This is a genomic window from Nocardia sp. XZ_19_385 (assembly GCF_015355755.1).
GTDB lineage: Bacteria > Actinomycetota > Actinomycetes > Mycobacteriales > Mycobacteriaceae > Nocardia.
Genome location: NZ_JACVEE010000001.1, coordinates 1086947 through 1100210 on the forward strand (window position 1 = coordinate 1086947; position 13264 = coordinate 1100210).

The window sequence follows — 13264 nt, forward strand, 5'->3', positions numbered from 1 at the left end:
CCGAACAAAGGAGTTCCCGTGGCCCACCGCTCGTCCTGGATGAATGAGGACCTGGACGCTCTGGCCGATCTCGCGCGCCGCTTCTTCGACAAGGAGTGCGCGCCCCACGAAGAACGCTGGGGTCAGCAGCAGCATGTGGATCGCGAGGTCTGGAACCGGGCCGGTGAACTGGGTCTGCTCTGCCTGAGCATCCCCGAGGAGTACGGCGGCGGCGGTGGCGATTTCCGGCACGAGGCGGTGGTGGGCATCGAGCAGGTCCGCGCGCTGGCCCCGAGCCTGGGCAACCCCGTGCACAGCACGATCATCGCGCACTACATCAACAGTTACGGCACCGAGGAGCAGAAGCAGGCCTGGCTGCCGAAGATGGCCTCGGGTGAGATCGTGGGCGCCATCGGCATGACCGAACCCGGCACCGGTTCGGACCTGCAGAACATCAAGACCAAGGCGGTCGCCGACGGCGACGAGTACGTGATCAGCGGCGCCAAGACCTTCATCTCCAACGGCCTGCTCGCCGACCTGGTGATCGTGGCCGCGAAAACCTCCGAAGGCAAAGGCGCGGACACGGTTTCGCTGATCGTGGTGGAGACCGACCGGGAGGGCTTCCGGCGCGGGCGCAATCTGCGCAAGATCGGCCAGCACGGCCAGGACACCTGCGAACTGTTCTTCGACCAGGTGCGGGTGCCGAAGTCGAACCTGCTCGGCGCCGCCGAGGGCCTGGGCTTCATCCAGCTCATGCAGCAGTTGCCGCAGGAACGGCTGATCCTGGCGGTCATCGCGGCCGCGACCATCGAGACCGCTGTCGAGATGACCCTGGCCTACACCAAGGAGCGCGAGGCGTTCGGCAAGCCGATCCTGAACTTCCAGAACACCCAGTTCACCCTCGCCGAAGCCGACACCATCAAGTCCGTCGCCTGGGCCTTCCTGGACGACTGCGTCGCCAAACACCAACGCGGCGAACTGGATATCCCCACCGCGGCCAAGGCCAAGTGGTGGCTGACCGAGCAGCAGTGCAAGGTCGTCGACGAATGCCTGCAGCTCTTCGGCGGCTACGGCTACATGGAGGAATATCCGATCTCGCGGATGTACACCGACTCCCGCATCCAGAAGATCTACGGCGGCACCAACGAGATCATGAAGCTGATCATCGGCCGGGGTCTGTAGGCCCCGTCAGCGTCCGGTAGGCCGCGGCCACGTACTCGATGCGCGCCTCCTCGAGTTCGGGCCGCGGATAGGTGGTGCGCAGGATCGCCTCGCCGTCGAACATGTGGATCAGCGAGGTGACCAGCAGCCGCGCCGCCTCGGGCGGCAGGTCGGGGGCCAGCGCGCTGATCCCCAGTTCCTCCACCTCGTCGTAGAGCTCCCGCAGCACCGGCGCGATCCGAGTCCGGAGCTCGGGTTCGGTGCGCGCGGCGACGAGCAGTTCCAGCCAGACCGTGTTGATGTCGCTGCGGATCTGCGTGCGCGCCAGCTGGATCAGCGCCACCAGATCGACGGGACCCGTGGTGTTCTCGGGCAATCGCAGCTCGGCGACGGCGGCCATGTGGCGGCGGCGGACCTCGTCCGCCGCCGCCACCACCAGATCCATGCGCGAGTCGAAGTGCCGGAAGATCGCGGCCTTGGAAACACCCGCGCGAGTACTGATCTCACCGAGCGAGGTGCTGTGATAGCCGACCTGCTCGATCGCCTCGATGGTGGCGTCGACCAGCTTGGCGATGGTAGCGGCGCTGCGCTCGGCTTGCGTTCGTCGCGCTGTAGTCAATTACCCTCCGGCTCGCAGGAAGCGGCCGGTGCGCCGGGCGCCCAGGACCGCGGCGGGCTTCCCGTCGCCGAATACGTACTGGCCACCGACGAACACGGCCGAAACGGCTTTGTCGTTCCTGTTGACCATACGAGGCAGGTTGCCGTACATGGCGACCGGGGATTCGGCGTAGGCGTCGAGTGAGTCGTCGAGGCCCGCCGGGTCGATGACGACCAGATCGGCGCGGTCGCCCGCGCGCAGGTGCCCGGCGTCGACGCCGTACCAGTCGGCGAGTTCGCCGGTCACCCGGTGCACCGCGTGTTCCAGTGTCATGAACGGGATTCCGGCTTGTTCGGCGCGATGGACCCGCCGCAGGAAACGCAGCCCGAAGTTGTAGAACGCCATGTTCCGCAGGTGCGCGCCCGCATCCGAGAAGCCCAGCTGCACACCGGGATTCACGCTCAGCTTGTTCAGGATGTCGGGGCGATGGTTGGAAATCGTGGTGCGCCAGCGCATCTTGGTGCCGTGCTCGACCACCAGGTCGAGGAAGGCGTCGACCGGATGCACGCCGCCGCGGTCCACCCCGACCTGGCCGAAGGTCTTGCCGAGGACGCTGCTGTCCGGGCATTCCACGATCTCGGCATCGAAGAAGTCCCGGTGCCAGACCCGGATCCCGAACCTGGAGTCGTAGTCCTTGCGGAAACGCCGGCGGTAGGCCTCGTCCTGCATGAGCGCGTTGCGTTCCACCTGATCCGCCAGGTGCAAAGCGGCTGCGCCGGAACCGAACTCCTCGAAGATGACCAGGTCGATGCCGTCGGCGTAGACCTCGAACGGCACCGGTAGGTGCTGCCAGCGGAAGTCGCCGTTGAGGGCGTTGGCGGTGCGCGCGAGGGCGCTCATGAGGTAGACGATGAGCGGGCTCGCCTTGAGGTCGGCCGCCGAGATCAGGGTGGTCTTGAGCCGCTTGCGGAACAGGCCCGCGCTGGCGAAGATCATCGCGGCCAGCCGGGGCGGATTCTTGATATCGGGCCCGCCCTGCAGCAACCGGCCGCGCTGCCGCAGAATCGCGTTGAGCCGCCGCCGTTCCCGCCAGCCGGCGTAGGTCGAGGGCAGGGTGCGCGAGCGCGCCACCTCGCCGTCGAGCTTGTCGAACAGCAGTTGCTGGGCCGACATTCCGACGAACCCGGCGTCGAGGGCTTCGGTGAGCGCGGCCTCCATCTTCGCCTGCTCGGCCGCGGTGGGCCGGACCGCTTTGCTGGTCGCGCGATCCAGCCCCAGCACCGCGGTCCGGATATCCGAATGTCCGATCATGGCAGCGAGATTCGGGCCCAGCGGCAGCCGCTCCAACGCCTCGATGTACTCGCGCGCGCTGGTCCAGGTCTTGGTCTCCTCGACAGTCCCGATGACGTAGGGACGCGGGATCGCCTCGACTCGGCCGAACAGATCACCGGCGTCGGTCGGGCCGACGTGCACGGTCGACAGCGAGCACGAACCCAGCACGATGGTGGTCATGCCGTGCCGCACCGATTCGGCGAGTTCGGGTTCCTTCAGCACTTCGACGTCGTAGTGGGTGTGGATGTCGAGCATGCCCGGCAGCACCCATTTGCCTTCGGCGTCAATGACATTCGGGCAGCCGACTTCCGCCAGCGGAGTCGCGGAGACCGCGACGACACGATCTCCCTGCAGGCCCAGGTGGCGAATGGCGGAAGGGGAACCGGCGCCGTCGAACCAACGGCCGCCCTTGATGATCGTGTCGTAGCTCACACCGAACATCGTGACCGATCGGTCACTAAGTGTCAAGAGTTGTCCGCGAAAAGTGGAAAGGACCCTGGACATCACTATTACTTTTGCGCCGTAAAGTGATAATTTCTCTCTGTAGCCGACAAGGCCGAATACTCATTTTTGCCAGAGGGAGATTCCGGTGTCCAGGGCTGTACAGGGTGCCGCCGCAGGAGTTTGCGGAGTAATTTTCGGAGTCGTCGCGTGCCTCTTCGGGGCGGTCGCCGCCCAGGCTCAGGAAGCGCCCGGCCCGGCAGTGGTCGGCGACCGTGTGTATTTCGCGCTCGGCGGCTGGAACTGCTCGATCGCCGGAAACGGCGCGGTGGGCTGCGATCTGGCCGTCCCGGCCGCGACCATGAATGTGCTCTACGCCGGAATGCAGGTGCCGGTACCGAACGTACCGGCCATCATTATCGATTCCGCGGCCCTGCCCGCACGCCCGCAATGGAACTCCAACGGCAGTCACACATTGCCGGGCGGGAATCCCCCCTTGCCGCGCATCGTGGCCGTCGGCCAGCATGATCCGCAGTATTCGGTCACCCATGCCGGAGCAACCTGCCAAATCACCTTCAAGGGTGTGGCCGTGTGCACATCGATGGGGCACGGGTTCAGCCAATGGGGACCAGTGCCACACGGCTACTGATCCCCATCGATTCAGTGATTACCGGTACCAGACTCCGGAATCCCAAGAGCCGTAATTCCATACGTTGAAATCGTAGCGGCTGTGCGCACCTCCGAAGAGGTAGCCCCACCAGCCTGCGGAGGTGTCGCAGATCTGGTCGTCGCGGTTGCACACGGTCAGGGTCGGGAACGGCCCGAACCAATCATCCACACCGGCCAGCGGATAGCCGACGGCCCCGCTGCCCGGAGTCGAGGACAAACCGCCCCAACCGGGCCCGGGGGCACGCTTGGGATCCGACAGGAGAATGGCATTCGCGTTGTCGACGTACTGATTCGCGCTGACCCAGGCGTGCACGATGGCAGCACCTTGGCTGTGCCCGATCAGCCGGATGTGATCGCCCGGGCACTGGTTGCGGTGCCACCAGAACAGCCGGTTGAGTTCGTTCAACCCGGACATCGCATCGGCGGAGTTGTAGCCGACAGGTTGATTCACGAAGGGGACGAACACCGACGATGTGTTGTCCCCTAGCCCGCCGACGCCGATCGCCCACTCCCCCAGACAGGGATCGGCGTTCGCCTTCGGCAGTGTCGCTTGCGAGATGGAAAGGAGGATGGCCAACAGTAATGCGGCGAAGAGCGCCGTTGCTCTACGCATAATAGAACTTCTTAATTTTCGAGCCTCCGGGTCGTGCCCGGCTTGAACAGGGTGTTCCCGAAAATTGCTGACGTTCTTGTTTCCTGATGAAACAGTTACATCGACCAGAGTTGTTTGGCCATAACGAGAGATTCGCCCCGTGTCCCGGGTCACACTCGCGGAGAACAGCTCTCGCGCGTCCGCGGCGCCCGGCACCGCACCCGACGGCGCCCGGCAGTTCGACGGGAATGTTAGGTGTAGCTGAAATCCTTACCGCATCAATACTGTTCGACAGCGCGGGCAGCTAGGTTGTCAGCATGCAGTCCGCGTGCCCAGCCTCCGCCGGCGTCCACACGAACCCGCTCCCCGATGGCCGCGCCAGCTATCACCTGCTGGCCGAGCGCGTAGCGGGTGCGCAGCGGTTCCTCGATCTCGGCTGCGGCGACGGCTCCCTGCTCGCGCTGCTCGCAGGTCAGGGCGCGAAACAGCTTGCGGGCGTTGACGCGTCCGAGGGCGAGCTGTCCTCGGCCCACGCCCGGCCCGAACTGGCCGCTGCCGCACTGTATCTGGGTACCGCCGAGCAACTTCCATTCGCCGACAACACCTTCGACGCGGTCGTGTCACACCTGGCCTTGCTGCAGATGCCGGACGTCGAGCAGGTCATCGCGGAGGCGGCCCGCGTGCTGATCCCGAACGGCCGATTCGTGGCCTCGCTGGCCGCGCGCCCCGAACCGGCCAGCGGGTACGACCTGTTTCTATCGCTGACGCGCCCGCACTTCGCCGCCACCCGTCCCGAGCGACCCCTCCCCCGGTTCGGTGAACCCTGCACCCAGGATGGCTTGAGCGAGCTGCTGACTCCAGCCGGCCTGGAAGTGGTGCACTGGGAGCAGATCACCCTGGGCACACCCGGCTTGCCCGCAGAGGTGTGGGAGACCGCGGTCGAGAAGTACTGCGACACAGCGTTACTCGCCCCCGGGGAACTCGACGACCTCCGTGCGGAATTCATCGCCCGGGCACCCCGGATCTCCCAGGACGGCCGGCTCGCCCCCGGCGAGCGCCTGTCGATCGCGACCACCGAGCTCACCAACGCCGAGCTGACCAAAGCCGAGGAATACATCTGGCTCTGACGCCAAGGCCCCCTGCCGAATCGGCGGGGGGCCTTGGTGTCTCAGTCGTGCGAAATTACGCGCTGGCGCCGGTCAGCACGCGAGCGTCCAGCTGCGGGTAGGTCGGGTATTCGATGCCCGAGATGAACTGCACGGTCCGGACGACCTGGCAGGAGTAGCCGAACTCATTGTCGTACCAGCAGTACAGGATCGCGGTGTCGCCCTCGACGATGGTGGCGTTGCCGTCGATGATCGACGCGGCCCGGTGGCCGATGAAATCGCTGGAGACGGCGTCGGTGGCGGTGGTGTAGTCGAGGTTGCGGCTCAGCGGGCCGGACAGCGAGACCTGACGGAGGTAGGCCACCACCTCTTCCTTGGTCGTCTCGCGCTGCAACTGCAGGTTCAGGATGGCGATCGAAACATCCTGGGTGGGAACGCGAATCGAGTTACCGGTGATCTTGGCCTTGAAGTCCGGCATCGCCTTGGCCACCGCGGACGCGGCGCCGGTCTCGGTGAGCACCAGGTTGAACGGCGCGGAGCGGCCGCGACGGTCGGCCTTGTGGTAGTTGTCCAGCAGGTTCTGGTCGTTGGTGAACGAGTGCACGGTTTCCACGTGGCCGCGGACGATCCCGAACTCGTCCTCCATCGCCTTGAGCGGCGGCACGATCGCGTTCGTGGTGCAGGAGGCACAGGAGAAGATCTGCTGCGACAGGTCCTGTTCACGGTGGTTGACGCCGTGCACGATGTTCGGGACGTCACCCTTGCCGGGCGCGGTCAGCACGACCTTCGCGATGCCGGGCCGCAGATGCTGCTCCAGGCCCTCGCGGTCGCGCCACCGGCCGGTGTTGTCGACCAGGATCGCGTCCTTGATCCCATACTCGGTGTAGTCGATCGCGGTGGGGTCGTTGCTGTAGATGAACTTGATCACGTTGCCGTTGGCGGTGATCGTCTCGTTCTCGACATCGACCTTGATGGTGCCGTCGAACTTGCCGTGCACCGAATCCCGGCGCAGCAGCGACGCGCGCTTGATCAGGTCGTCGTCGCCGCCCTTGCGCACCACCACGGCCCGCAGGTTCAGCCCGTTGCCGGAGCCCGCCTTCTCGATGAGCAGCCGGGTGACCAGGCGGCCGATCCGGCCGAAGCCGTAGAGCACGACATCCCGGGGACCCGCCGACTGCGCCTTGTTGCCGTTGGTGACATCGGCCAGCACCGTCTCGGCGTACTCGCGGATCGACAGCCCGCGGTCGTCGGCGCGGTAGCCCACAGCCAGATGACCGAGATCGATCTTGCAGGGACCCAGATCCAGTTCACCGAGCACCTGCAAGAACGGCAGGGTCTCGTCCACCGACAGCTCTGTGCCCTCGATCTGGCGCGCGAAACGATGGGTGCGCAGGATGCTGATCACCGACTTGTTCACCAGCGGGCGGCTGTGCAGCAGGGTCGTCACACCCTTCCCCCGATACAACGTGCCGATGAGGGGAATCATCGCCTCCGCGGCAGCTTCCTGAGCGTTCCAGCGGTCAAGTTGTTCGGTTGTCAACACAGATCCTCGGGTTCGTCGATAAGTTCGCCGCATCGATGCTAGTAACCGCCGAAAATTCACCGACGCCGGATCCCCACCGGTGAGATCTTCACTACCCTTGCCGCCCCGGCGTCAGTTCGTTTCGCAGGTGAAGTCGCGCTCCGGCAGGACGCCGTCGGCGAGGTAGGTGTTCGTCGCGGCGGTCGCGCACGGCACCGTTCCGAACACGCCGTGAATGCGCTGGTCCGGCACGGTGATCAGCCGGGATCCGGGCATCGCGCGGTGCAGCGCGAGGCCGGATTCGTAGACCGTGCGCGGGTCGCCGGTGGCCTGCAGGATCAGCGCGGGCGACGCGTTGTGCACGTCGGTGGGCGTTTCGATCGGGTCGGCCCAGAACGCGCACGGGCGGATGTTGTGCACGAACGGCCCGAAGACCGGCAGCGTCGACCGGCTGGCTTCGATGGCGTTCCAGTAGCCGAGCGGGTCGCGCGGGGCCGGGACGTCGTTGCACATGATCGCCCAGGTTTGGGCGTCGTCCGGCTGACCGGCGAGCCGGCCGTTGAGGGCTTCGTCCAGTTCGGGGCTCGGCGGCACCGGCAGGCCGTCGGCGGCATCGGTGAGCTGGCGGAGATGGGCCGCCAGCACTCCGTAGGTCTTCGGGTTCGCCACCAGATCGAAGAGCAGCGCGGGCAGCACCTCGTCGTCGACCTGATGGGCGCCGATCCGGATCGGTTGCCGGTGCGCCCGCTCGATCAGCGTTGTAACAGCGGCGCGCACCCGGCCGCGGTCCGTGCCGAGCCGGTACTCGCCGTCCCGCTCGGCGGTCCAGTCGGCCCAGGCATCGAGCGCCGACTCGTTGGCCGGACCCATATCCCGCAGCATGGCGTCGCCGTACCGCCGCGGGTCGACCGCGCTGTCGAGCACCATGCGGTCGCTGCGTTCCGGGAACATCTGGATGAATACCGCACCGAGGTAGGTGCCGTAGGAACCGCCGAGGTAGCTGATCCGCTGTTCGCCGAGCGCGGCGCGAATCACGTCCATGTCCCGCGCGGTGTTGCGGGTGTTGAAATACGGCAGCGCGGCGCCGGTGGTGTCGCGGCAGCGTTGCGCCAGATCTGCTTGGGTGGCAACGGATTCGGCGTAGTCGGCGGCGTCGGCGCCCGCGGAGCGCAGGCCCGCGACGGGCCAGCGGCAGGTGATCGGAGTCGACCGGCCGACTCCGCGGGGATCCATGCCGATCAGGTCGTACTGGGCGAGCACATCCGGTGAGTAGTCCGGCCGGAAGGCCAGCTGCATGTTGAGACCGGGTCCACCCGGGCCGCCCGGATTGGACAACATGATCCCCCGCCGGCGCGCCGGGTCGGTGGCGGCGAGCCGGGAGATCGTCACCGTGATGGTGCGGCCCTGCGGATCGGCGTAGTCCAAGGGCACCGTGACATCAGCGCACTGGGCGCCCGCGTCATCGAGATCGGCTGTGCCGCAAGGCTTCCAGTCCAGAGCCTGGTCGTAGAACCGATCCAGCCCGGTGTCCGCCGCCGCCGCCGAACCCGGCGCCAGCACCGATGCGAACAGGGCAGCGCTCACGATGGCGCGACGCAGCATTGTCGACCTTCTTTCGTAATTTGATTATTATCGTAATAGGATTATCACAAGCCGGGACGCGCCCGGCTGCCGGACGAGTGGAGAAGTGCATGCGCCGAGACGAGTCGCGGCAGCGCAACCGGGAGTCGCTGATGGACGCGGCTGTCGCCGAGATCGCCGCGAAGGGTTATCAGGCTGCCCGGCTGGAGGACATCGCCGCCCGCGCGGATCTGACCACCGGCGCGATCTACTCCATCTTCGGGAGCAAACGCGGCCTGCTGCTGGCCGCCAGCCAGCGGGTGATCGACGGGCAGGTGGAAGCCGTTGTAGCGCTGGCTGATCCCGAGCTCTCCTTGACCGGCGTCCTCGACGGGCTGGCCGCGTACGCCCACCGGCTCGCTACCGCGGACCAGAGCGGGATACAGGTCGCTTTCCAGCTGGAAGCGCTGGCGGTCGCGTTCCGGGAGCCGGAACTGATGGCATCGATCCAGGCCCAGGACCTCACCGACGCGATGACGAACCTGCTGACCGGACGGCGCATCGACGCGTCCGGCGCCGTGACGACACCGGAGCAGGCCGAGCGGCTGCGGCCCGCGGTCGAAAGCCTGATGAGCGGGATGTCCCAGCAGGTCGCGCTCGGCATCGACGACGTGAGTGTGGAGTACATCGCCGAGTCGATGCGGGCGCTGACCGCGCTGATCCTCTGATGACCGCGCCTTTGCGGGTCGTGATCAGCGCGGCCGATGCCCTGCTGCGGGAAGGACTTGCCGCGCTGTTGAATACCCGGGGATTCGAGGTGACGGCGGTGTGCGACAGCACCGATTTGCTGACCGCCGTCGCGGACCGCCCGGATGTGGTGATCACCGATGACGCACGCTGTGCGGCGTTGCGGGCCAGGCAGCGCCATCCCGGGTTGCCGGTGCTGGTGCTGTCGTCCGGAATCGACAACGTCGACGGGGTCGGTGAACTGCTCGCCGACCGCAGCGGCGGTGTCGGCTGCCTGCGCCGGGAACGGGTGGGTGCGATCGCGGAGTTCATCGACACGCTGCGCTGGGTCGCGGGCGGGGCGACGATCTTCGATCCCGAGGTGATCGCCGCGATCCTGAACAGCCGCCGCGACCCGCTGGTCGGCCTGACCGCCCGGGAGCGCGAGGTCCTGGCACGGATGGCCGAAGGCCACAACAATGCCGCCATCGCCGAACGGCTCGTGGTCAGTGAGGCCGCCGTGCACAAGCACATTCGCGCCATCTTCGCCAAGCTCGACCTGACCGGCGAGGATCGCGGGCATCGCCGGGTACAGGCGGTCCTGGCCTACTTGAACGCCTGACATCGCAATTACTTCGCGCAGAGGGCGATGTCGCGGGCGGCGCCGATGGCCGTCAGCACCTGCTCCGAGGGGGGCAGGAAATTGACGGTCAGGGTCACCGCGCGGCCGTCCGGTATGACGCCACCCACCGTCCCGAAACCAGGGGCGCCGCCGCTATGTCCCCAGAACTCCGACCCGCACGAGGTTTGGTAGCGGAACAACCCGAGACCAACGCCGCGCAGGCCCGGGAGCGGCAGGTCGGCCGGCACAGTGCTTTTCATTTCGGCGAGAAGGGGCGGTGTGAGCAGGCGGCCGCCCAGCAGTGCGATGAAGAACTTGTTCAGGTCCGCTCCGGTAGAGACCAGTGCGCCGTCGGCGCCGCCGATGCCGTAGTCATCCAGTTCCGTTACGTCCGTGAGCTTTCCGTCGACCATGTCATAGCCGTGGAGATGTGGTGCCCGAAGCGTCGACTCGCCGGGTGCGGGGTAATAGGTCGAGGCCAGGCCCAATGGTTCGATGATCCGCTTGCTGAGCTCGGTCCCGATCGACCGGCCGGTGACCCGTTCGACGACCAGGCCCGCCAGCAGATAACCCGTGTTCGAGTACTCCACCTTCGCGCCGGGTGCCCCCAGCGGAGCTTTTTCCCGCAGCGTCTCGCGGACCACCTGTTCGGTGTCGAATGGCTGGCGATAGCGATTGCCGAGACTCTTCGCCATCTTCTCCGGGTCGATATAGTTGGGCAGTCCTGCGGTGTGCTGCAACAGGTTTCGCACGGTGATCCGATTACCGTCGTAACCGTTACCCGCGACCACTCCCGGCAGATATCGCTCGACCGGAACGTCGAGCCCGACCTTGCCCTCCGCGACGAGTTGCAGCACGACCGTGGCGACGAAACTCTTGGTATTGCTCGCGATACGGATGTGCGCGTCCTCGGCGATCGGTGCACCGGTCTCGACATTCCCGACTCCGGCAGCATGGAAGGTATCCTTGCCGTCCGCGGTGCTGACCACCTGAACACCTGGAATCTGTTGCCGCAGAAGGCTATCCATCGCCTGCGTGAACTCGGCCGAGGGGGCGGGTGCGGGCTCGTCGGAGCGACCACACGCCGCTGTGGTCGTGAGCAGTGCTGCGGCAATGGCGAGTACGAACGACTGTCGAGGGTTCACGCCGGTAACGCTATTGCCGGCGAGCGGGGCAAACGATCATGCCAGCACCCGAATATCGGGTAGCGCAGACGCTACCGCCGGTCCTCGCCGCCGATCCGGTGGTCGATCTCGAGCCATTCCCGCTCCCAATGCGCGGCGCGGCGCGTACTGAGCAGCCAGGCGGTGACGCAGACGCCGGCCAGGGCGCTGCCCCAGATCGCAGACAGTACCGTCAACGCCACGCCGATACCTTCGGTGGCGGCGGCGCTGGAGGGCAGCGGCCCGGGGGCCGGATTGCCGTCCGGGCCGAGCCAGACTCGCACCTGGTCACCGGGGGCCGCCCCGCCGGGGACGTTTACCGTCGCGGTGCCCGACCGGTCCTGCCAGGTCCAGCGCACCGGCGCGGTATAGATGTCCAGGGTCGCCGTGTTCCGGTTCATCGCGGCGGCCACCTGCTGCGGTTCCTCGGTGAGTGTGGCTGTGACAGCGACTTTCGCGGCGTTCTCAGCATCGATCCGGGCCGCGGCGGCGGTATAGCTCGCGGTGCCGATGGCTCCGGCCATCGGGACGGCAGCCAGGACCGCGATGACCGCCAGGATCCAGACGAGCGCTTCCCACCGATCCGAAGCCCGCATCAGCGGGCTGGTATTCCACGGTCGTAACTGCCATATGCGCACCGCCGACCGAGGCTGCTTAGGCATCACGATCACCTCACTTCACCGCCCGGCACCCTCATCGCCCGGTACTACTGTGATCGTTATTCCCGTTCTCGACGTTGCTTATCGACCAATTTCCCACATTTCGGGCAGCATCCGTTCAGGTGCGCGATCTGCCCGGTAGCGGCGGGCTGACCGCGGCGGGGTTCGTGTTCGACTCGATTTCGCTTGCGTCACTGGGCGTTTGCGAATCCTTGGGGCCGGACCGGGTGATGGCGACGCCCACGAGGCAGAGAATGCCACCGAGAACGGCCATGAGAGTCGGGACTTCCCCCAGGGCGAGCCAGGCCATCAGGATCACCAAGGTGGGCACCACGTAGGTGGTGACTCCCGCCTTCCCGGCAGTGGTGCGGGCCAGCGCGTACGCCCACGCGGTGAATGCCAGCGCGGTCGGGAAGACACCGAGATAGATCAGGCTGAGGGTGGCGGACAGTGGTGCGGCGGCGGCCTCGGTGACGAGTTGACCGGCGAACGGCAGGCAGGTGAGGGTACCGATCAGACAGCCGAAGGTGGTGACCTGCAGCGCCGAGGCATGCTCGAGGGCCGGCTTCTGCGCGATTACCGCGATCGCCCAGGTGGCCGCGGCGAGCAGGCACAGCAGCACGCCGAGCAAGCCGGAGCTACCGCCACCGGTGTTGGACAATCCGATCACGATCGCGCCGCCGAACGAAACCGCGATCCCGGCCATCAGGCGTGCCGGAAAGCCTTCGCGGAGCAGGAATCCGCCGAGCAGGGCCATCAGCACGGGACCGACGTTGATCACCATGGCGGCGGTGCCGGCGTCGACATGCTGCTCACCCCAGTTCAGGGCCACCATGTAGACCCCGAACCAGAGCACACCGGAGATCAGGATGCCGCGCCAGGCGCCACGGGGCGGCAGACCGGCGCCGTTGATGGCCAGAATCACCACGAGCACAATGGATCCGCTCAGCAGGCGACCCAATGCCAGTGCGCCGGGCGAGAATTCGGCGCCCGCCGATCGAATGAAGACGAAGGCCGAAGCCCAGAGCACCACCGTGACCGCGGCGGCGACAACGGCCCACCGGCCGCTCGACCGAACACTTTCCACCATTTGACGAAAATAGAACGAATAATTGCGGACGGCAAGAGATTTCC

Annotated in this window: 13 protein-coding genes; 5 read left to right on the forward strand and 8 right to left on the reverse strand. The window is 66.5% G+C overall.

What is annotated here, in order from left to right; all coding sequences use genetic code 11:
- Positions 1–18: 18 nt before the first annotated feature.
- Positions 19–1161, forward strand: a complete 1143-nt coding sequence (locus IBX22_RS05065; protein WP_194814197.1) for an acyl-CoA dehydrogenase family protein — start codon at positions 19–21, stop codon at positions 1159–1161.
- Here IBX22_RS05065 and IBX22_RS05070 read toward each other — a convergent pair.
- Positions 1142–1759, reverse strand: coding sequence for a TetR/AcrR family transcriptional regulator (locus IBX22_RS05070; RefSeq protein ID WP_194814198.1), 618 nt, complete (start codon positions 1757–1759; stop codon positions 1142–1144). The two genes, IBX22_RS05065 and IBX22_RS05070, sit on opposite strands and share 20 nt — an antisense overlap.
- Positions 1760–3502, reverse strand: a complete 1743-nt coding sequence (locus IBX22_RS05075) for an amidohydrolase family protein (protein ID WP_194814199.1) — start codon at positions 3500–3502, stop codon at positions 1760–1762. It abuts the gene before it with no gap.
- Positions 3503–3659: 157 nt separating this feature from the next.
- Here IBX22_RS05075 and IBX22_RS05080 point away from each other — a divergent pair, with 157 nt between their 5' ends.
- Positions 3660–4160, forward strand: a complete 501-nt coding sequence (locus IBX22_RS05080) for a hypothetical protein (RefSeq protein WP_194814200.1) — start codon at positions 3660–3662, stop codon at positions 4158–4160.
- Positions 4161–4178: 18 nt separating this feature from the next.
- Here IBX22_RS05080 and IBX22_RS38210 read toward each other — a convergent pair whose 3' ends face one another.
- Entirely contained in the window at positions 4179–4946 is a 768-nt protein-coding gene (locus IBX22_RS38210) for a cutinase family protein (RefSeq protein WP_309234428.1), read from the reverse strand.
- Between the two features lie 143 nt (positions 4947–5089).
- Between IBX22_RS38210 and IBX22_RS05090 the strand changes: the two genes are divergently transcribed.
- Positions 5090–5899 carry a class I SAM-dependent methyltransferase gene (locus IBX22_RS05090; RefSeq protein WP_194814201.1) on the forward strand — a complete coding sequence of 270 codons (810 nt, stop codon included), beginning with the start codon at positions 5090–5092 and terminating at the stop codon, positions 5897–5899.
- A gap of 55 nt (positions 5900–5954) precedes the next feature.
- Here IBX22_RS05090 and IBX22_RS05095 read toward each other — a convergent pair whose 3' ends face one another.
- The gene (locus IBX22_RS05095; RefSeq protein WP_194814202.1) at positions 5955–7418 is read right to left on the reverse strand and encodes a glyceraldehyde-3-phosphate dehydrogenase; all 1464 of its coding nucleotides are present in this window, start codon (positions 7416–7418) and stop codon (positions 5955–5957) included.
- A 114-nt stretch (positions 7419–7532) separates the two neighbouring features.
- On the reverse strand, positions 7533–9002 hold the full coding sequence (locus IBX22_RS05100) for an alpha/beta hydrolase (RefSeq protein ID WP_194814203.1): 1470 nt from the start codon (positions 9000–9002) through the stop codon (positions 7533–7535).
- A gap of 89 nt (positions 9003–9091) precedes the next feature.
- Between IBX22_RS05100 and IBX22_RS05105 the strand changes: the two genes are divergently transcribed.
- Together IBX22_RS05105 and IBX22_RS05110 are read left to right on the forward strand one after the other, a co-directional pair.
- Positions 9092–9688: a TetR/AcrR family transcriptional regulator gene (locus tag IBX22_RS05105; protein WP_194814204.1), complete on the forward strand. Its 597-nt coding sequence runs from the start codon at positions 9092–9094 to the stop codon at positions 9686–9688.
- Positions 9688–10308, forward strand: a complete 621-nt coding sequence (locus tag IBX22_RS05110; RefSeq protein WP_228538199.1) for a response regulator transcription factor — start codon at positions 9688–9690, stop codon at positions 10306–10308. The genes IBX22_RS05105 and IBX22_RS05110 overlap by 1 nt, the downstream gene beginning before the upstream one ends.
- A gap of 8 nt (positions 10309–10316) precedes the next feature.
- On the opposite strand, the gene IBX22_RS05115 is transcribed toward IBX22_RS05110, so the two are convergent.
- The 3 genes from IBX22_RS05115 to IBX22_RS05125 form a co-directional block, all read right to left on the reverse strand.
- A complete protein-coding gene (locus IBX22_RS05115; protein WP_194814205.1) occupies positions 10317–11453 on the reverse strand; it encodes a serine hydrolase in 1137 nt (378 codons plus the stop codon).
- A gap of 71 nt (positions 11454–11524) precedes the next feature.
- Positions 11525–12133: a hypothetical protein gene (locus tag IBX22_RS05120; RefSeq protein WP_194814206.1), complete on the reverse strand. Its 609-nt coding sequence runs from the start codon at positions 12131–12133 to the stop codon at positions 11525–11527.
- A 115-nt stretch (positions 12134–12248) separates the two neighbouring features.
- Positions 12249–13220: a DMT family transporter gene (locus IBX22_RS05125; RefSeq protein ID WP_194814207.1), complete on the reverse strand. Its 972-nt coding sequence runs from the start codon at positions 13218–13220 to the stop codon at positions 12249–12251.
- Positions 13221–13264: the final 44 nt, after the last annotated feature.

Excerpts from the sequence above, each read along its gene's own strand:
- IBX22_RS05090 (WP_194814201.1), top strand. The coding sequence starts at position 5,090 with ATGCAGTCCGCGTGCCCAGCCTCCGCCGGCGTCCACACGAACCCGCTC.
- IBX22_RS05100 (WP_194814203.1), bottom strand. The coding sequence starts at position 9,002 with ATGCTGCGTCGCGCCATCGTGAGCGCTGCCCTGTTCGCATCGGTGCTG.
- IBX22_RS05105 (WP_194814204.1), top strand. The coding sequence starts at position 9,092 with ATGCGCCGAGACGAGTCGCGGCAGCGCAACCGGGAGTCGCTGATGGAC.
- IBX22_RS05110 (WP_228538199.1), top strand. The coding sequence starts at position 9,688 with ATGACCGCGCCTTTGCGGGTCGTGATCAGCGCGGCCGATGCCCTGCTG.
- IBX22_RS05120 (WP_194814206.1), bottom strand. The coding sequence starts at position 12,133 with ATGCCTAAGCAGCCTCGGTCGGCGGTGCGCATATGGCAGTTACGACCG.
- IBX22_RS05125 (WP_194814207.1), bottom strand. The coding sequence starts at position 13,220 with ATGGTGGAAAGTGTTCGGTCGAGCGGCCGGTGGGCCGTTGTCGCCGCC.